The sequence below is a fragment of the Nocardioides sp. NPDC092400 genome, from assembly GCF_040684155.1.
Taxonomy (GTDB): Bacteria; Actinomycetota; Actinomycetes; order Propionibacteriales; family Nocardioidaceae; genus Nocardioides.
The window spans coordinates 112,700-131,345 of the sequence record NZ_JBFBFJ010000004.1 but is presented as its reverse complement, the minus strand read 5'-3'; the positions used below and the strand labels follow the sequence as shown (position 1 = coordinate 131,345).

Genomic DNA, 18,646 nt, shown 5'->3' with positions numbered 1-18,646 from the left:
CGGCCGCCGCGGGTACGGTCGGCGCGTGCTGCGTCCGCGTCCCGCCGGCCCGTTCGCAGGCCCGTTCGCCGGCCTGCTCGCCGCCGCGGCGCTCACCGCCGGCTGCGGCACGTCCCCGGACGCCGCACCGCGGCCCGACCCGCGGCACGAGACGCGCGTCGAGCGGACGCCCACGCCGTCGGCGGGCCCTCGGAGCAGCACCCTGCCGGAGCAGGAGACGGAGCAGGAGACGGAGCCGGACCCGGACCCGGAGCCGGACCCGGAGCCGGGCACCGTGCCGCCGCCCTGGCTGGGGACGCGCGTGCTGCCCGAGACCGCGACGGGGTACGGCGCGGTGCGCCCCACGCCGCGGGTGCTGCGCGAGCGGCGGTTCACGCTGCCCGACGCGGTCCCGGCGCTGCCGGGCGACGGCTACGCCTCCCGGGTGGTCAACCCGCCGCCGGCCGACGTGCTGGCCCGCTCGACCTGGGAGCCGGCCTGCCCGGTGGCGGCCGAGGACCTGGCCTGGCTGCGGGTCGCCTTCCGCGGATTCGAGGGCGACCGGCACACCGGCGAGCTGCTGGTCGCTGCGGACGCCGCCGACGACCTGGCCGGGGTCTTCGGCGACCTGTGGCGGGCCGGCTTCCCGCTCGAGCAGCTGACGATCACGCCGCGGTCGGCGCTGGACGCGCCGCCCACCGGCGACGGCAACGGCACCGGGGCGTTCGTGTGCCGGCCGGTCACCGGCGGCACGTCGTACTCCGAGCACGCCTACGGTCGGGCCGTCGACGTGAACCCGTTCCAGAACCCCTACCTGCGCGACCTGCCGGCGGGCCGGGTGGTGCTGCCCGAGCTGGCCTCGGCCTACCTCGACCGCGACGACGTCCGGCCCGGGATGGTCACCCCCGACGGCCCGGTGGTCCGCGCCTTCGCCCGGATCGGCTGGGCGTGGGGCGGGGACTACCGGTCGCTGAAGGACTACCAGCACTTCAGCGCGACCGGCGGCTGAGACGGGCGCTGAGGCCGGGACCGGGCCCCGGCCTCAGACCCGGCCTCAGGCCCGGCCTCAGGCGTCGATGACCAGCGGGATGATCAGCGGGCTGCGGCGGAAGGTGCGGTGCGCCCAGCGGCCGACCTCCCGGCTGAGCAGCTGCTCGAGCTGCTGGGGGTCGCCGATGCCCTCGGCGGCCGCGCGGGCCAGCGTCTTCTCGATCACCTGGACGGCCGGGTCGAAGGCCTTCGGCTCGTGGACGAAGCCGCGGACCGAGAAGTCCGGCGGGTCGGCCAGCCCGCCGGTGTCGGCGTCGACGATGACCAGCACCGTCACCACGCCCTCCTCGGCGAGGGTCCGGCGGTCCTTCAGCGTCGCCTCGGTCGCCCCGCCGACGGTCTGCGCGTCGACGTACACGTTGCCCGCGCGGACCTTGCCGACGACCTTCGCGTGCCCCTTGACCAGGTCGACGACGACACCGTCCTCGGCGAGCACCACGTGGTCCTCGGGGACCCCGGTGTCGATCGCCAGGGAGGCGTTGGCCTTGAGGTGGCGCCACTCGCCGTGCACCGGCATCACGTTGCGCGGCTTGACGATGTTGTAGCAGTAGACGAGCTCACCGGCGCTGGCGTGGCCCGACACGTGCACCTTCGCGTTGCCCTTGTGCACGACGTTCGCGCCCCAGCGGCTGAGGTTGTTGATCAGCCCCGAGATCGCGGTCTCGTTGCCCGGCACGGCGGAGCTGGCCATCAGGATGGTGTCGCCCTCGCCGACGCGGATCTTGTGGTCGCGGTTCGCCATCCGGGCAAGCGCTGCCATCGGCTCGCCCTGCGAGCCGGTGCAGATCAGCGTCGCCTTGTGCGCGGGCAGCCGCTCGAGCTGATCGAGCGGCACGATCAGGCCCTGGGGCACCTTGAGGTAGCCGAGGTCCTGGGCGATCCCCATGTTGCGGACCATGGAGCGGCCGACGAAGGCGACCTTGCGCCCGTGCGCGTGCGAGGTGTCGAGCACCTGCTGGATGCGGTGCACGTGGCTCGCGAAGCTGGACACGATGATCCGGCGCGGCGCGGTGCGGAAGACCTGCTCGATGGCCGGCGCGAGGTCGCGCTCGGACATGGTGAAGCCGGGGACCTCGGCGTTGGTGGAGTCGGTGAGGAACAGGTCCACGCCCTCCTCGCCGAGCCGGGCGAAGCCGCGCAGGTCGGTGATCCGGCGGTCCAGCGGGAACTGGTCCATCTTGAAGTCGCCGGTGTGCAGCACCAGGCCGGCCTTCGTGCGGATCGCCACCGCGAGCCCGTCGGGGATCGAGTGGTTGACGGCGAGGAACTCCAGGTCGAACGGGCCGAACGGCGACCGGTCGCCCTCGGCGACCTCGCGCAGGTCCGGGACGATCCGGTGCTCCTTGAGCTTCTCCCGGATCAGCGCCAGCGTCAGCCGCGACCCGATGACGGGGATGTCGGCGCGCTCGCGCAGGAGGTAGGGCACCCCGCCGATGTGGTCCTCGTGGCCGTGGGTGAGCACGATGCCGACCACCGAGTCCAGGCGGTCCCGGATCCAGCTGAAGTCGGGCAGGATCACGTCGATGCCCGGCTGGTGCTCCTCGGGGAAGAGCACGCCGCAGTCGACGACGAGCAGCTTCCCGCGGTGCTCGAAGACGGTCATGTTCCGGCCGATCTCGCCGAGCCCCCCGAGACCGACGACGCGGAGGCCGTCCTGGGGCAGCCGGGGTGGCTTCTGGAGCTCGGGGTGCGGGTGGCTCACGGTGTGCGTCCGTTCGGTGGCGTGTCGTGCGCCGAGGGCCGGCGCGTGAGGCAGGGTCCCATGATCGCAGCCTCCCGGCCGCTGGGGGACGGTGCGGGTACCGTCCCGCGGGTGCCGAGCCCCTCGAGCCCCCTCGCGCAGGGCCTGCGCCTGCTGGTCGCGCTGGCCTGGGTGGCCGTCCTCGCCGCCGCGTTCGTGGTCGGGGAGCGCCAGTCCACGCTCGGCGAGCTCCGGGAGGCCGTGGCCACCGGCGACGTGCACGAGGTGGCGATGACCGAGGGGATCGGCCCGGAGGGACGCGGCTTCGCCGTGGTCACCGTCCACTGGCGCGAGGGCCTCGCGAACCGGACGTCCGACGTGGTCGAGGCCCGGCCGCGCCGCAAGGCGCCGCAGCAGCGCGGCGAGCACGTCACCGGTGTCGTCACCGGCGAGCTCGCCACCCGCCTGCGGGCGATCGACCCCGACCTCGAGGTCCACCGCGCCGACCGCCCGTCGACGGAGGCCACGGTGCTGGGCTACCGCCTGCCCGGGTGGGCCGCGCTGCTGCCGCTCGTGGCGGGGCTCGGCACGCTCCTGCTGCTCATCGGCTCGCCCGAGCCGTGGCGGGCCACCCGGTGGGCCTGGTTCTGGCTGATGTTCCTCGCCACGCCGGTCGGCGTGACGGCGTACCTGCTGCTGGCCGGGCCGAGGCCGGGCGTGCCGGAGCCGCGCCCCGGCGCCCGCCGCCTGCACGGTGGCAGGGCGGTCGCCTGGGGGCTCGTGGCGCTGGTCGGCACCTCGGTCCTGGCCTCGGCCGTGGGCGGCGCCCTCTAGCGCGTCGAGCGCCCGGCCGGCCGACTCCGCGACCTGGTGGCTGTGCGTCGATCCCTCCAGCGCCGCAGCGGCCCGGTCGGCCGCGCCGAGGGTGCGCCACACGTCGGGCGAGAGCTGGTCGCGGACGGCGGCCGCGGCCTCGCGGAGACCGGCCAGCGCCTGCGCCACCGAGCCGGGCGGGCCGGCGTCGAGGTCGCCCTCGCTGCTCCCGGCGAGCCGGTGGACGGCGTCCATGACCACCGCCAGGACCGCGCCGCCCGCCGACCGCGGGCGGGTGCGGAAGTCCTCGGCCAGCGCGTGCGCGGCGAGCACCAGCCGCGGCATCGCCTCCGCCCGCTCGGCGTACCGCCCGAGCCAGTGCATGTCCTCCAGCACCCGCTGCACGGTCACCGTCAGCGCCCGCGAGCTGGTCATCGGCAGCACCTCGGCGAGCCCCTGGTCCGGCTCCTCGGGCGACCCCTTGAGCACCCACACGTCCTTGCTCGCCCCGCCGCCCCCGCCGCCGTCCCCGCCGCCGGTGAACGGGTGCTCGTCGTGGACGGTCGCGAGGCCCCCGACGAACGGGCGGTAGGCCGAGCCGTAGCGGAGCACGAACGTCCGCAGGGTGAGCGGCCTCGGCGTGGTCGCGCCGACGGCGCCGGGCCGGGCGCCGGGCCGGTACGCCGGGGCGTGCGAGAGCGGCAGCCGCTCCTGGCCCACGTACCGGTGCGGCTCGGCGAGGATCCGCCGGCGCAGCCCGGCCGCCCCCTGGCGGATCGGCGCGGCCGGCCCGTCGAGGGTGCGCACCCCCAGCTCCCCGACCCGGTCCAGCACGTGCTCGAGCGAGTCGGGGTCCCCGCACCACCACGTCGGCACCGAGGCCAGCCGCAGCGGCTCGCCGAGCAGCGCCTGGCAGGCCGCGGGCAGGTGGGGCAGCAGGGCGGGGTTCTTGAGCACGCCGGCACCGAGCCCGTTGACGACCCGGACCCGCCCGCGGCGTACCGCCTCGGTGAGTCCGGCGACCCCCAGCCGGGAGTCGCCGCGCAGCTCAAGCGGGTCGCTCCACGCCGCGTCGACCCGGCGCAGCACGACGTCGACGCGCTCCAGCCGGCCGCTGGCGCGCAGGTGCACCCAGCCGTCGCGGACCACGAGGTCGCTGCCGCGGACCAGCGGGAAGCCGAGCGCGGAGGCGAGGAAGGCCTGGTCGTACGCCGAGCCCGAGCAGGTGCCGGGCGACAGCACGACCACCCGCGGGTCGGCGAGGTCGGCGTCGGCCGACTGCAGGAGCGCGGACCGGAGCGCCCACAGGTAGGGCTCGACGCGGTGCGGGCCGGCCTCGCGGTAGAGCTCCGGCACGACCCTCGAGACCACCCGGCGGTTCTCCATCGCGTGCCCCAGCCCGGACGGCGCCCGCGCCCGGTCACCGAGGACCCGCCACTCGCCGGCGGCGTCGCGGCCGAGGTCGACGCCGCACAGCACGAGCGGGCGCGGGTCGGTGGCCGAGCGGCGGGCGACCGGCCGCACGAAGCCGGCGTGGCCGAGCACCGCCGCGGCGGGCAGCACCCCCTCGGCGAGCAGCCGCTGCTCGCCGTACAGGTCCTGCAGCAGGGCGTTGAGCAGCTCCGCGCGCTGGGCCAGGCCGACCTCCAGCGGGGTCCACTGCGCGGCGTCGAGCACGAGCGGCACGGGGTCGAGCCGCCACCCGCCCGGCCTGCCGGGCCCGCCGGCGCGCGGCGAGGTCACGCCGTCGTTCGCCAGCAGCCGGGCGATGTCGCGGTCGACGCGGTGCAGGTCGGCCGGGGTCAGGCCGACGGCGACCTCGGCGAGCCCCTTCAGGCCGGGCGCAGCGAGCCGTCCGGGCCGACGACCTCGACGTAGCCGCCCCCGGGGCCCCCGCCCTCGAGCAGCGCCGGCCGGGCGACGGCGGCGGCGTAGTCGCGCAGGACGGTCACGGCGCCAAGTCTGACGGAGCCCGGCGCCGACCGCGGCCGGAGTCAGCGGGCGAAGGACTCCGCGAGCCGCAGCAGCCGGTCGTTGGCCTCGGTCTCGCCGATCGACACCCGGGCGCCCTCGCCCGCGAACGGCCGGACCACGATGCCGAGGTCGTCGGCCGCCACCGCGAAGTCGGCCGTCCGCCCGCCGAGCCCGAACCAGACGAAGTTGCCCTGGGCGTCCGGCACGTCCCACCCGCGCTCGCGCAGGCCCTCGACCACGCGGGTCCGCTCGGCCACGAGCGCGTCGACCCGTTCGAGCAGCTCCGCGCGCCGCTCCAGGCTTGCGATCGCCGCGACCTGCGCGACGGTGGAGACCCCGAAGGGCAGCGACACCGCCCGCAGCGCCGCCGCGACCGGCGCGGGCGCCACGGCGTACCCCACGCGGAAGCCGGCGAGCCCGTAGGCCTTGGAGAACGTGCGGGTCAGCACGACGTTGTCGTGGCGGCGGTACGTCGCGACGCCGTCGACCGGGTCGTCGGTGCGCACGAACTCCACGTAGGCCTCGTCCACGACGACCAGCACGTGCGCCGGCACCCGGGCGAGGAACGCGTCCAGCTCGGCCTGGGTCACCGCCGGCCCGGTCGGGTTGTTGGGCGTGCAGACCAGCACGACCCTGGTCCGGTCGCTGATCGCCGCGGCCATCGCGTCGAGGTCGTGGCGACCGTCGGGCAGCAGCGGCACCCGCACCGCCGTGGCCGCCGCCGCGGTGACCGCGATCGGGTAGGCCTCGAAGGAGCGCCAGGCGAAGACCACCTCGTCGCCGGCGTCGCAGAAGGCCTGCACCAGCTGGTAGATCAGCCCCACCGACCCCGTCGCCACCGACAGGTGGTCGGCAGGCACGTCGAAGGTCTCCGCCAGCTTGGCGTAGAGCGCCGCCGACCCCATGTCGGGGTAGCGGTTCATCGTCCCCACGGCCTCCTGGACCGCCTCGACGACGCCGGGCAGCGGCGGGTAGGGGTTCTCGTTGCTGGAGAGCTTGTAGGACACCATCCCGGGCCGCACCGTCGGCGGCCGCCCGGCGACGTACGGCGGGATGTCGGCGACGTTCGGGCGGGGCTGCGGCGTGCTCACGCGCCCAGGCTAGGCCGCTGCCGGCCGGGGGTGGGCCCGGGTCGGCCGGGGCCGGCGGGCGACGCTGCTGCCGCCGCACGAATCGTTCAATTGAACGATTCGCGCGGGCCCGGAGCCGGTGGGAGCGCTTCCAGGCCGCCGCAACCGCGCGATTGAACGATCGAGGCGGGAGGAGACCCGGCCGGGAGGAGCGGGCCCGGACAGGCGGTGCCGGCTAGCGCGAGCGCCAGGGGCGCAGGATCAGCGCGAGGAGCAGCCCGATGCCGACGCCGATGGCGGCGCCGAGGACGTTGTCGACGACGTCGGTGACGTCGCAGGCGCGGTCGAGGCGGGCGAGGACGAGCTGGGTGACCTCGATGCCGACGGAGTACGCCGTGAGCAGGGCCAGCCCGATCGGCACGGCGAGGAACGCGCCGCGGGTGCGGCGGGCGGCCGCGAGCACGAGCAGGGCGCCGGAGGGGATGAACACGACCGTGTTGAGCAGCCGCTGGCCGCCGGAGAAGATCCAGAACCCGTCCGGGGCGGGCCCGCCGATGTCCCACGAGCAGGTGTCGAGCCGGCCCTCGGCGGGGACCACCCCCGGCGCACCGTTCGCGGGGATCAGCGTGATGAACCCGATGACGGTCAGCGACCACACGAAGGCCGCCAGCGAGCCCGAGGTCAGCGCGCCGAGCCGGCCCCGCAGCGCGAGGTGGAGCAGCATGCAGACCGCTCCGGAGAGCACGATGCCGAGGAGCATGACGCCCACGCCGCCGATGGGGAACACGCCCCGGACGTTAGCCGGACCCCGACGACCGGACACGCCGTACCACCCGATCGGACCATCTGCACCCGAGAACGGGCGTCCCGCCTCCGGTCGGTCCCTATGGTTCTCGGGTGCTGATCGTCCGCAACCTCGGCCTGGGCCTGCTCGTCACGGCCCTCACCGTGCTCTCGTTCGGCCACGCCGCGCCCGAGCAGGGGGCGACGGTCACCACGACCTGCGCCAGCGACGACTGCCGCTGACGCCGTCGCTGACGCCTACCGCGCGCGCTCAGGCCGGCAGCAGCACCTCGCCGCCCGGGACGACCGCGAGGTCGCGACCCAGGGCGATGTCGACCGGGTTGGTCAGGCAGCGGATCGAGCCGCCGCCCTTGTGGAACTCCGAGACGTCGACGAGCACGACCTCGAAGCCCCACTCCTCCAGCTGCGCGCGGACGCGGTCGGGGCAGGCCGGCATCACGACGGTCCGGCCGACGACCACCGAGTTGGCGCAGAACGTCGTGAGCGCCTCCTCCTCGGTCAGCACCAGCGGCTCGGGGACGAGCTCGAGGAGCGCGGCCGCCGAGGCGTCGTCCAGCGCGGACGGGCAGACCAGCGCCCGGCGGTCGTCGAGGGGGCAGAAGGCCAGGTCGAGGTGGTACATCCCGGGGTGGGTGATCCGCAGGCCGCGCACCCGCACGCCGAGCTCGGTGGCCAGGTGCTTGAGCGCCAGCTCCTCGGTGCGCGGGCCATGGCCGACGACCAGGTCGCCGCGGAAGGCGAACGCGTCGCCCGCCTCGAGGTGGGCACCCACGCCGTCCCGGCCGACGTACGACGTGGTGGCGCCGGTGCCGGCGAACCACGGCTGCGCCGACAGCGTCTCCATCCGGCGCTCGGCGTAGCGCATGTGCGACATGACCACGTGCCGCGAGCCGTCCTGGCGGACCAGGCCGAGGCCGAGGTTCATCGCGTAGACCATGTCCGGCGCGTCCGGGCGCTGCGTCAGCACGTCGACCGTGCCGCCGAGCCCCTCGATCGCGCCGACCATCGCCTGCCACTGGGCCAGCGCCAGCGCGGGGTCGGGCTGGTCGGCAACGTCCATGAAGGGGTTGATGGCGTACTCGATGCGGAAGTGCGACGGCTCCACCGCGACGTACCGACGGCCCCACTGCAGCTGCTCCACGAGCACACCTCCCGTTCCTCATCCTCCGACGATTGTCAGACAATCTGACAACGCGGAGTGTGGGGCACGACGGGCTCCCCGCACAACTCGGCGCGCGTGGTGGATGATGGAGCCCATGTCCGAGCCGTTCGGCACGCTGAGCCTCGACCACTCCTCGACCGTCGACCGCGTGGCCGAGGAGCTGCGGCGGGCGGTGTTCGACGGCGAGCTCGCGAGCGGCACCGCCCTGCGGGAGGTCGCCCTCGCGGCCTCGCTCGGTGTCTCGCGGCCGACAGTCCGGGAGGCGCTCACCCTGCTGGTGGCCGAGGGACTGGCCACCCGCGAGCCGCACCGGGGCGTCAGCGTGACCACGCCCGACCCGGACTCGGTGCGCGACGTGTGCCGCGCCCGCGCGGTCCTCGAGGGCGCCGGCGTCCACCGTTGGGAGGAGGCCGGCCAGCCCGCCCGGGACCTGGTCCGCACGACGCTGGTCGCCTACACCTCGGCCGTCGCCGACGGCGGCTCCTACCAGCTCCTCAACGAGCGGCACCTCGCCTTCCACGTCTCGCTGGTCGGCCTGACCGGGTCCCCGCGGCTGGTGCACATGGCCGAGCTCCTGGTCACCGAGCTGAAGCTGGCGCTCGCCCAGGTCGACCGCATCCGCCGCAACGCCCACGACCAGGCCGACTCCCACCGGGCGCTGCTGGACCTGCTCGAGGCGGGGGACATCCCGGGCGCCTCGGCCTTCCTCGACCGCCACCTCGCCGACGCCGAGGTGGCGATCATCGAGGCGCTGGGCATCGAGCGCTGACCCGGCAGGGGCTCAGCCCCGCCTCAGGCCCGGCTGCCAGGATGGCGGCGTGCGCTTCCTCTCCTGGCTCCTGACCAACGCGGTCGCGCTGGCGACGGCGGCCTGGCTGGTCGACGGGGTCCGGTTCACCGGCCCCTCGAGCGGCACCGCCGAGCTCGAGCACAAGTGGGCGTCCCTGCTGCTGGTCGCGCTCATCCTCGGCGTGGTCACCTCGGTGGTGAAGCCGGTGCTCACCCTGCTGTCGATCCCGTTCATCATCGTCACCCTCGGGCTGTTCCTGCTGGTCATCAATGCCGCGATGCTCGCGCTCACCGGCTGGCTGGCCGAGCAGCTCGACCTCGGCTTCCGGGTCGACGGGTTCTGGCCGGCCGTCCTCGGTGCGATCGTCATCACCCTGATGACGTGGGTCGTCGACCGCCTGGTCGGGGAGGACCGCCGATGAGCAACGCCCACACCCTGCTGCCCCAGCCCCGCCTGCCCGGCCGCTACGCGATCGCGCTGGTCTGCCTGGGCAACATCTGCCGCTCGCCGATGGCCGACGTCGTGCTCGTCCAGCGCCTCGACGACGCCGGGCTGTCCGGCCTGGTCCAGGTCCGCAGCTCCGGCACCGGCGACTGGCACGTCGGCAACCCGATGGACGACCGGGCCGCGGCGACCCTCACCGCCGCGGGGTACGACGCGACCCGGCACCGCGCCCGGCAGTTCGCGCGCAGCTGGCTCGACGAGCTGGACCTGGTGCTGGTGATGGACGGCGCGAACCTCGACGACGTCGGCGGGCGCAGCGAGCGGGTCATGCTCTTCGGCGAGTTCGACCCCGTCGCCCCCGGCACCGAGGTGCCGGACCCGTACTACGGTGGCCCGGACGGCTTCGAGGAGGTGCTGCAGATGGTCGAGCGAACGTCGGTCGCGATCACCGCGGCCCTGCAGCGGCTGATGGACCGCCCGTGACCCGCCAGCGGACGCTGGGCTGAGATGGCCCGCCAGCCACTGGTCGCCCGTCGCGCCGAGGAGCTCCTCGGCGCCGCCGTGGTGGCCACGGCCCCGGTGGCCGGCGGCGACACCGCCACCGCCACCAAGCTGCGGCTCAGCGACGGCACCACCGCGCTGATGAAGACGCTGGCGCACGCGCCGGCCGACTTCTTCGAGGTCGAGGCCCGAGGACTGCGCTGGCTGGGCGCGGTCGAGGGCGGGGCCCGCGTGCCGGACGTGCTGGCCGTGGACGCCGAGTGCCTCGTGGTGCGCTGGGTCGAGCCGGGCAAGCAGACGGCCGAGGCGGCCGCGGACCTCGGCCGGGCGCTGGCCGCCACCCACGCCGCCGGCGCCGCGGCGTACGGCGCGGGACCGGACGGCGAGCACCGCGACGGCTACATCGCCCGCCTCCCCCTGCCGAACCGGGCCGCCCCCACCTGGGCGGAGTTCTTCGCCGTCCGCCGGGTGCTGCCCTACCTCAAGCTCGCCCGCGACCGGGGCGCCGTCACCCCCGAGCAGGCCGCGAGCGTCGAGTCGGTGGTCGGCCGGCTGCCCGCCCTGGTGCCCGAGGAGGGCCCGGCCCGGCTGCACGGCGACCTGTGGAACGGCAACGTCGTCTGGGGCGGCGACGGCGTCCACCTGGTCGACCCCGCCGCCCACGGCGGCCACCGCGAGACCGACCTGGCGATGCTGTCGCTGTTCGGGCTGCCGCACCTGCCCAAGGCGCTCGAGGCGTACGTCGACGCCGCCCCGCTCGCGGACGGCTGGGAGGACCGGCTGGCGCTGCACCAGCTCTTCCCGCTGCTCGTGCACGCCTGCCTGTTCGGCGGCGGGTACGGCGCGCGCGCCGCGGCCGCGGCCGCCCGCTACCGCTGACCCCGCCCCTCGGTCACCGCCGGCGGTAGACGGCCGTGAGGGTGCGCGTCCGACCGGGCGCCACCAGGGTGTGGGACCGCGACCCGCCGTCGGACCACCGCGCGAACGCGTACGCCGTCCGGCCGCGCCGCTGCCTGCGCGGCGCGGTGAGGGTGATCCGGGAGCCGACGATGAAGGTGCCCGTCCAGGTTCGCCGGTGCCTGACGCCGGCCACCGACAGGGGCAGTCCGCCCGGCCGGGTCCGGAACCGCAGCCGCACCGTCCGCGGCTCCAGCCGATAGGACTCGGCGGTGCTCAGGCCCCGGGCGTCCGTGGCGGTGACCGACACCAGGAGGTACGACGGGTGCTCGTGGTCGGGCCCCCGGACGGTCGTGCCGTCGGCCACCGCGGTCTGCAGCGGGTGGGTGTGGCAGGTGTCGTTCGGGCAGTGGGCGAGCGCGACCGACCAGGTGACCGTGGTGTCGGTGCCGTCGGGGTCGACCGCGGTCGCGGAGAGGTCGATCGCCTCGCCGACCGACCAGCGCAGGTCCCGGGCCGGGGAGGCGATGCTGACCACCGGCGGGCCGGCGTCGCCCGGGTGCAGGACCAGCGCCGCCTCGTCCTCGCCACCCCCGCCGTCGGCCACCCGGACCCGCACCGTCACGTCGTCGGTGCCGGTGACGGTCGTCCGCACCTCGGGCCCCTCGGCGTCGTCGAACCCGCCGTCGCCGTCGAGGTCCCAGCGGTAGGTCAGGTCGTCGCCCTCGGCGTCGGACGAGCCGGAGGCGTCGAGGACCGCCTCGAGCGGCGTCGGGCCCCAGGTCGGCGTGCGGGGGACCAGGCGCGCGACCGGTGCGCGGTTGCCGGCGACGTACCGGATCCGGCGCAGCGAGCCCGCGCCCGCCGAGGGGTAGCCCTGCTCGTCGACGCCGAGGCTGAGGTAGTACAGGTCCCCCTCGGGGCCGGTGAGCAGGTCCACGGGGCTGGCGGCGCCCTGGAGGAACGGCCGCACCCTTCGCGGGTCGGGCGACCCGTCGGCCTTCTTGCCCATCACCCACACGCACTGGCGGGAGTAGTCGGAGAAGAAGAGCGCCCCGCGGTACGCCGCCGGGTAGGACCGGCTGGCGCCGAACTGCAGCCCGGAGATCGAGGCCGACCCGGTCGGGCAGGTCTCGCCCGCGAGCGCCCCGGTCCGGGGGTAGGCGAAGAACGGCTCGCTCGCCGTGCGCGCCTTGTACAGCGACTCGCACAGCGGCAGGTCGAGCGGGTCGAAGCCCGCGTTGCGGTCCGGGCCCTCGTAGCAGGGCCAGCCGAAGTTCTCCGGCTGCCGGCCGCTGGGGCGGAACCGGTCGATCTCCTCCCAGCCGCCCTGCCCGACGTCGCCGACGTACACCTCCGGGTCGGCGCCGGTGCCGGGGCGGAACGCGAACCGGAACGGGTTGCGCATGCCGTACGCCACGATCCGACGCTCGTTCGCGCCGTCCCGGCCGGCGAGCGGGTTGCCGGGCACGCCCTCGGCGGTGTCGAGGTCGATGCGCACGACGGTGCCGGACAGGCCGGTCGGGTCGCCGCCGGCGCGGACGTCCTGGGCGCGCAGCGAGCCGCCCTCGCGCGCCGGGTCGTCACAGGCGTTGGCGCCGGGCCAGAACGGCGCACCGAGCTGGCCGTGGTCGACCTCGAGGTAGTGCGCGCCCTCGCCGCCGCTGGCCCACAGGTCGCCGTCGGGGCCGACGTGCAGCGAGCCGGTGGCGTGCGAGGGGTACTGCATGCACCAGTCCTCGAGCATGACCTCCGGCTCGCCGGCCGCCCGCCAGCCGCCGGGCACCTCGGCCAGGGCCAGCCGCACGAGGCGGCCGCTGGCCAGGCAGCCCATGTCCTCGGCGCCCGGTCCGCCGTCCTCGGGGTCGGGGCACTCGTCGTACGGCACGCCGGGGACGCCCCACTGCGGCGTCGGCAGGTCGCTGCCGAGGATGTGGTCGTAGGCGTGGAGCAGGTAGAGGTACGGCCGCGCCGGGAAGCCGGGGTCGAGGGCCAGGCCGAGCATCCCGCGGTCGTAGAGGTTGTGGGTCTCGGTGCTGAGGTCGACGACCTCGACCCGCTCCGCCTCCGGCGTGGCCCAGACCTGGACGACGCCGCTCTTGGAGGCCACGAAGATCTCGCCGTCCGGCCCGAAGTCGACCGCCGTCGGCTCGTCGAGCCCGCCGAGCACGACCTCCTCCTGGAACCGGTCGGGCAGCACCGGCTCCGCGTGCCGCTCGACCCGCGGCGCCGCGCGCCGCTCCGCCGAGGGCGCCGCCGCCCCGGGCGCCGTCACCCCCAGCACGGCGAGCACGGACGAGACGAGCGCGAGCACGAGACCGCGATGCAGCATGGAGACCCCCCAAGGTCGTCCGCAGCCTAGGGAGCGATCGCGCCCGTGTCCCGGCTTCCGGTCCTCTGCCCGGGTTCCCGCCCGGGTGCCCGGCTCTCAGCGCCGGCTCAGGACCTGCTGGCACCATGGCGGGGTGCCACCGACCGCCAAGCCCCGCGTGCTCGTCGTCGACGACGACCGGGCCGTGCGGGAGTCGCTGCGGCGGTCGCTGGAGTTCAACGGGTACGACGTGCACCTGGCCACCGACGGCGCCGAGGCGCTGGCCGCGATCGGCCGGGCGGCGCCGGACGTGGTCGTGATGGACGTGATGATGCCGCGGCTCGACGGGATCGAGGCGACCCGCGCGCTGCGCGCGGCCGGGAACGACGTACCCGTCCTGGTCCTCACCGCCCGCGACGCCGTCGGGGACCGCGTCGAGGGGCTGGACGCGGGGGCCGACGACTACCTGACCAAGCCGTTCGCGCTCGCCGAGCTGCTCGCCCGCCTCCGCGCGCTCCTGCGCCGGGTCGTGCCGGCCGACGACGCCGCCGACGAGGTGCTGTCCTTCGCAGACCTCTCGATGGACGTCGCCACCCGCGAGGTCCGCCGCGGCGAACGGCTCATCGAGCTGACCCGGACCGAGTTCACGCTGCTCGAGATGTTCCTGCGGCGGCCGCGGCGCGTCCTGGAGCGCTCGTTCATCCTCGAGGAGGTCTGGGGCTACGACTTCCCGACCACCGCGAACTCCCTCGAGGTCTACGTCGGCTACCTGCGGCGCAAGACCGAGGCCGAGGGTGAGCCCCGCCTGATCCACACGGTCCGCGGCGTCGGCTACGTGCTGAAGGAAGCATGAGGGCCCTGCGCCACCCCTCCCTGGCGGGCCGCGTCACGCTGCTGACCACGATCGCGGTGGGGTTGTCCGTGGCGTTCGTGGCGCTGGGCGCCTTCATGACGGTCCGCGTGCAGATGCAGTCCACGCTGGACAACTCGCTGCTGGACCGGGCGCAGGCCGCCGCCCGCACCCAGGCGCTGTCGAGCCTCAGCACCAGGCTGGAGATCCCGTCGTGGGCGCTGGGCGCCGGTGACATCCGGGTGGCGTTCGTCTACCCCGACGGGTCGGTGCTCACCCAGGACAAGGGGCCGCGCCTCTACATCGGCGAGCCCGAGCTGGCGGTCGCCCACGGCGAGCGGAAGTGGAACATCCGCACGATCGTCGCCGGCGACACCCGCTACCGCGTGGCGACGGTCCCCGCGAACACCGACGGCGAGGCGCTGGTCGTCGCCCAGTCGCTCGAGCCCCAGCAGCAGGTCCTGGCCCGCCTCGGCGTGGTGATGCTGCTCTTCGGCCTGCTCGGCGTCGTCGCGGCGGGGATGGCCGGGTGGGCGGTGGCGACCAACGGCCTGCGGCCGGTGCGCCGGCTGACCACCGAGGTGGAGGCCATCGCGCGCACCGAGGACCTGACCCCCATCCAGGTGGAGGGCAAGGAGGACGACGAGGTCGCCCGCCTCGCCTCGGCGTTCAACGAGATGCTCACCGCGCTCGCCGCGTCCCGCGACCGGCAGCGCCAGCTGGTCGCCGACGCCGGCCACGAGCTGCGCACCCCGCTCACCTCGCTGCGCACCAACATCGAGCTGCTCACCCAGGCCGACGGCCCGGGGGCGATGACCCTCCCCGAGGAGGCCCGGGCCGAGCTCCTCGACGACGTCCGCGCCCAGATCGAGGAGCTCAGCACGCTGGTCGGCGACCTGGTCGAGCTGTCCCGCGACGACCGCGCCGACCACCTGGTCGCGCCGGTCGACCTCGCCGAGGTCGTCGACCAGGCCCTGGCACGGGTACGCCGCCGGGCACCCGGCCTGGTCTTCGACGTCGCGGCCGAGCCGTTCGAGCTCGTCGGCGACGCGGCCGCGCTGGAGCGCGCCGTCACCAACCTGCTCGACAACGCCGCCAAGTGGAGCCCGCCCGGCGGCACCGTCACCGTCCGGCTCGCCGGCGGCGTCCTCACCGTGGACGACGAGGGACCCGGCATCTCCGAGGAGGACCGACCGCACGTGTTCGACCGCTTCTGGCGCGCCGAGGAGTCCCGGGGCATGCCCGGGTCCGGGCTCGGCCTCTCCATCGTCCGCCAGGTCGCCGACCGCCACGCCGGGCGGCTGGAGGTCACCACGTCGCCCGCCGGCGGGGCGCGGCTCGTCCTGGCCCTGCCCGCCGAGGCCCCGGCGTCCCCGGCGCCCTCGACCACCGGGAGCCGGGCATGAGCCGCCGACCCGTCGCCGGGCCCCTGCTGCCCCTGCTGCCCCTGCTGGTCCTGGCGCTCGTCGCCGCCGGGTGCTCCTCCGACGAGCCCGCGGAGTCGTCGGGCTCGTCGGCCTCGCCCCACGGCGGCAGCACGGCGACGTCCGGCGCGTCCGCCGACCCGCCCTCGTGGAACCCGTGCGACGACCTCACCCCCGCCGAGGTCGGTCGGCTGCTCGGCGAGGAGGTGACCGAGGAGACCGGGGACCCCGGCGCGATGCGCTGCACCTACGTGCCGGTCGCCGAGGGCGGGCCGATGCTGGACCTGAACTACCTGTGGTTCGACGGGTCCTTCGAGGACGCCTGGGACACCATCGGCGAGGTCGCCGGTGACGTGCAGGACCTCGACCTGCCCAGCGCCGACGCCGCGCGCACCGTCACCCAGGTCACCGACGACGCCGTCGCGGTCACCGGGTTCGTCCAGACGCGCGGCCTGATCGAGTCGGTCAACGCCATCGCGCTCGACCCCGCCGACCGCACCCGCCTGGTCCGCGCCACCCGCGGCGTCCTCGCGCGCCTCTCCGAGCGGGCTCCGGAGCGCGCGGCCGACTGACCGCCTGCCAGGATGCCGCCATGGAGCTGGCGTTCTTCACGACCGACGACGGTAGCGCGAGCCTCCTCGCCACCGACCTCGCGGTCAGCAGCTGGGGCAAGGACCACCTGCACGGCGTGGCCGTGAGCGGCGCGATGGCCCGCGCGCTGGAGCGGCGGGTCGAGGAGGAGGGACGCACTGACCTGCGGCCGGCGCGCTACACCGTCGACCTGTTCCGCCCCGCCACCCGGCAGCCGCTGACCTTCGCCACCGACGTCGTGCGCGCCGGCCCGCGGCTCGCGCTCGTCGACGTCGTCGCGCTGCAGGACGGCGTGCCGGTCGCCCGTGCCAGCGGGCTGTTCCTCAAGCCGACGGCCGACACGGAGGGCGAGGTGTGGATGCCGGACGTGCACCCCTCTCCCCCGCCGGAGGACGTCGCGCCGCCGACGACCGAGCCCCACGTGCCGTTCCTGCACAGCGACGCCGGCTGGTCCCAGGACTTCCGGGCGCACCAGAACGCCTCGCGCAAGACGTCGTGGAACAGCGCGGTCCCGGTCGTCGCCGGTGAGCGGGCCACGCCGTTCCAGGCCGTCGCCGCGATCGCCGACGGCGCCAGCCTCGTGACCAACTGGGGCACGCGGGGCGTGGAGCACATCAACACCGACATCACCCTGACCCTGGTCCGCCGCCCCGCCGGCACCGAGATCGGGCTGCACGCCATCGACCGGCTGGAGCAGGACGGCATCGCGGTCGGCACCGCGACCGTCTTCGACCGCGAGGGCGCGCTGGGCACCATCGTGCTGGCCTCGCTCGCCAACGCCCGCCGCGCCGTCGACCTCGGCAAGGAGCAGTGGGAGGACGACGGGCGGCGTACGACGTCGGGGGCCTGATCCTCAGGCGTTGGCGCCGTCCGGGGACGGCATCCGCCAGGTGCGCTCGAACGGCAGCCGCCACGCGTGCGGCGCGACGAGCTGGTGGATCGCGTTCGGGCCCCACGTGCCGGGCTGGTAGGTGCGCACCGGCGGCGGCATCTCCAGCAGCGCCGAGGACTTCTCCCACAGCGTCTCGATGCCCTCGGCGGTCGTGAAGAGCGTGTGGTCGCCGCGCATCGCGTCGTGGATGAGCCGCTCGTACGCCGCCAGCACGCCGGTCGAGGACGACGTCTCGTGGGTGGCGAACTGCATCGAGAGCTTCTCCAGCTTCATGCCCGGACCGGGCTTCTTGCCGTAGAACGACAGCGACATCCGCGACTGGTCGGCGAGGTCGAAGGTGAGGTGGTCGGGGCCCTGCATGCCCGCCTGCGAGCCGGCCGGGAACATCGACAGCGGCGGCTCCTTGAACGCGATCGAGATGATCCGCGCGCTCTCGGCCATCTTCTTGCCGGTGCGCAGGTAGATCGGCACGCCGGCCCACCGCCAGTTGTCGATCTCGACCTTGAGCGCGATGAAGGTCTCGGTGTCGGAGTCGTCGGCGACCTCCTCCTTGCCGCGGTAGCCGGCGTACTGCCCGCGCACCACGTCGTGGGGGTCGATCGGCTTCATCGAGCGGAAGACCTTGTTCTTCTCGTCGCTGATCGGGTCCGGCTCCAGCGACGTCGGCGGCTCCATCGCCATGAACGCCAGCACCTGCATCAGGTGGGTGACGACCATGTCGCGGTAGGCGCCGGTCGACTCGTAGAACTTGGTGCGGCCCTCGAGGCCGAGCGTCTCGGGGACGTCGATCTGCACGTGGTCGATGAAGTTGCGGTTCCAGATCGGCTCGAAGAGGCCGTTGGCGAACCGGAAGGCGAGGATGTTCTGCGCCGCCTCCTTGCCCAGGAAGTGGTCGATGCGGAAGATCTGGTGCTCGTCGAAGACCTCGTGCAGCTCGGCGTTGAGGTTGACCGCCGACTCCAGGTCGGTGCCGAACGGCTTCTCCATGACGATCCGCGACCGCTCGACCAGGCCCGCCTTGTCCAGCTGGTGCACCACGTCGAGGGCCGCCTTGGGCGGCACGCTGAGGTAGTGCAGCCGGCGCTTGCGCTCGTCGGGCCCGGGCAGGGTGTCCTCGGCGCGCGCGACCTCGTCGGCCAGCGCCTGCGGGCCGGCGGACTGCGGCAGGTAGCTGAGCAGGTTCCCGAACGGCGCCCAGCGGGCGTCGTCGATGGTGCCCTCGCCGAACTCCTCGCAGGCGTCGCGCGCGAAGGTCTCGAAGTGGGTCGAGTCGACGTCCTCCAGGGACGTCCCCACGATGCGGGTGTCCGTGAGCAGGCCCGCCTCGAACAGGTGCAGCAGACCCGGCAGCAGCTTGCGGCGGGACAGGTCGCCTGTCGCGCCGAACAGCACGATGACGTGCGGCTTGGCCAT

Annotated in this window: 16 protein-coding genes and 1 pseudogene; 10 read left to right on the top strand and 7 right to left on the bottom strand. The window is 74.9% G+C overall.

What is annotated here, in order from left to right:
- Window positions 1-25: 25 nt before the first annotated feature.
- Window positions 26-988 carry a M15 family metallopeptidase gene (locus AB0N29_RS14375; RefSeq protein WP_364867690.1) on the top strand — a complete coding sequence of 321 codons (963 nt, stop codon included), beginning with the start codon at window positions 26-28 and terminating at the stop codon, window positions 986-988.
- A gap of 57 nt (window positions 989-1,045) precedes the next feature.
- On the opposite strand, the gene AB0N29_RS14370 is transcribed toward AB0N29_RS14375, so the two are convergent.
- From AB0N29_RS14370 to AB0N29_RS14355, 4 genes and pseudogenes are all read right to left on the bottom strand, one after another.
- Window positions 1,046-2,731, bottom strand: a complete 1,686-nt coding sequence (locus AB0N29_RS14370) for a ribonuclease J (protein WP_302271735.1) — start codon at window positions 2,729-2,731, stop codon at window positions 1,046-1,048.
- Window positions 2,732-3,583: 852 nt separating this feature from the next.
- Window positions 3,584-5,200: pseudogene (locus tag AB0N29_RS14365) on the bottom strand (circularly permuted type 2 ATP-grasp protein); the annotation flags it as partial.
- A gap of 317 nt (window positions 5,201-5,517) precedes the next feature.
- A complete protein-coding gene (gene hisC / locus AB0N29_RS14360; RefSeq protein WP_364867688.1) occupies window positions 5,518-6,588 on the bottom strand; it encodes a histidinol-phosphate transaminase in 1,071 nt (356 codons plus the stop codon).
- Window positions 6,589-6,802: 214 nt separating this feature from the next.
- A complete protein-coding gene (locus AB0N29_RS14355; RefSeq protein ID WP_364867686.1) occupies window positions 6,803-7,354 on the bottom strand; it encodes a VanZ family protein in 552 nt (183 codons plus the stop codon).
- 110 nt (window positions 7,355-7,464) lie between these two features.
- Between AB0N29_RS14355 and AB0N29_RS14350 the strand changes: the two genes are divergently transcribed.
- A complete protein-coding gene (locus AB0N29_RS14350) occupies window positions 7,465-7,593 on the top strand; it encodes a hypothetical protein (protein ID WP_302268603.1) in 129 nt (42 codons plus the stop codon).
- 28 nt (window positions 7,594-7,621) lie between these two features.
- On the opposite strand, the gene AB0N29_RS14345 is transcribed toward AB0N29_RS14350, so the two are convergent.
- A complete protein-coding gene (locus tag AB0N29_RS14345; RefSeq protein WP_364867684.1) occupies window positions 7,622-8,512 on the bottom strand; it encodes an arginine deiminase-related protein in 891 nt (296 codons plus the stop codon).
- Window positions 8,513-8,627: 115 nt separating this feature from the next.
- Between AB0N29_RS14345 and AB0N29_RS14340 the strand changes: the two genes are divergently transcribed.
- From AB0N29_RS14340 to AB0N29_RS14325, 4 genes are read left to right on the top strand one after another with little or no spacing between them, the layout of a single operon-like run.
- Entirely contained in the window at window positions 8,628-9,302 is a 675-nt protein-coding gene (locus AB0N29_RS14340; RefSeq protein WP_364867682.1) for a GntR family transcriptional regulator, read from the top strand.
- A 49-nt stretch (window positions 9,303-9,351) separates the two neighbouring features.
- The gene (locus AB0N29_RS14335) at window positions 9,352-9,744 is read left to right on the top strand and encodes a phage holin family protein (RefSeq protein WP_302268607.1); all 393 of its coding nucleotides are present in this window, start codon (window positions 9,352-9,354) and stop codon (window positions 9,742-9,744) included.
- Complete coding sequence (locus AB0N29_RS14330; protein ID WP_364867679.1) at window positions 9,741-10,250, top strand: low molecular weight protein-tyrosine-phosphatase; 510 nt, start codon at window positions 9,741-9,743, stop codon at window positions 10,248-10,250. Before AB0N29_RS14335 ends, AB0N29_RS14330 begins: the two co-directional genes overlap by 4 nt.
- A gap of 24 nt (window positions 10,251-10,274) precedes the next feature.
- Window positions 10,275-11,147: a fructosamine kinase family protein gene (locus AB0N29_RS14325; RefSeq protein ID WP_364867677.1), complete on the top strand. Its 873-nt coding sequence runs from the start codon at window positions 10,275-10,277 to the stop codon at window positions 11,145-11,147.
- 13 nt (window positions 11,148-11,160) lie between these two features.
- Here the strand turns inward: AB0N29_RS14325 and AB0N29_RS14320 are convergent, their stop codons facing one another.
- The gene (locus tag AB0N29_RS14320) at window positions 11,161-13,497 is read right to left on the bottom strand and encodes a PQQ-dependent sugar dehydrogenase (protein ID WP_364867675.1); all 2,337 of its coding nucleotides are present in this window, start codon (window positions 13,495-13,497) and stop codon (window positions 11,161-11,163) included.
- 133 nt (window positions 13,498-13,630) lie between these two features.
- Here AB0N29_RS14320 and AB0N29_RS14315 point away from each other — a divergent pair, with 133 nt between their 5' ends.
- Genes AB0N29_RS14315 through AB0N29_RS14300 form a run of 4 tightly spaced genes read left to right on the top strand, consistent with a single transcriptional unit; the run spans window position 13,631 to window position 17,191 of the window.
- Window positions 13,631-14,329 (top strand): response regulator transcription factor, encoded by a 699-nt coding sequence (locus AB0N29_RS14315; RefSeq protein ID WP_302268611.1) that lies wholly within the window; start codon window positions 13,631-13,633, stop codon window positions 14,327-14,329.
- The gene (locus AB0N29_RS14310) at window positions 14,326-15,732 is read left to right on the top strand and encodes a HAMP domain-containing sensor histidine kinase (protein WP_364867672.1); all 1,407 of its coding nucleotides are present in this window, start codon (window positions 14,326-14,328) and stop codon (window positions 15,730-15,732) included. Before AB0N29_RS14315 ends, AB0N29_RS14310 begins: the two co-directional genes overlap by 4 nt.
- Complete coding sequence (locus AB0N29_RS14305; RefSeq protein WP_364867670.1) at window positions 15,729-16,322, top strand: DUF3558 family protein; 594 nt, start codon at window positions 15,729-15,731, stop codon at window positions 16,320-16,322. Before AB0N29_RS14310 ends, AB0N29_RS14305 begins: the two co-directional genes overlap by 4 nt.
- Window positions 16,323-16,342: 20 nt before the next feature.
- Window positions 16,343-17,191 (top strand): thioesterase family protein, encoded by an 849-nt coding sequence (locus AB0N29_RS14300; protein WP_364867668.1) that lies wholly within the window; start codon window positions 16,343-16,345, stop codon window positions 17,189-17,191.
- Between the two features lie 3 nt (window positions 17,192-17,194).
- Here the strand turns inward: AB0N29_RS14300 and zwf are convergent, their stop codons facing one another.
- On the bottom strand, window positions 17,195-18,646 hold the full coding sequence (gene zwf / locus AB0N29_RS14295) for a glucose-6-phosphate dehydrogenase (protein WP_302268619.1): 1,452 nt from the start codon (window positions 18,644-18,646) through the stop codon (window positions 17,195-17,197).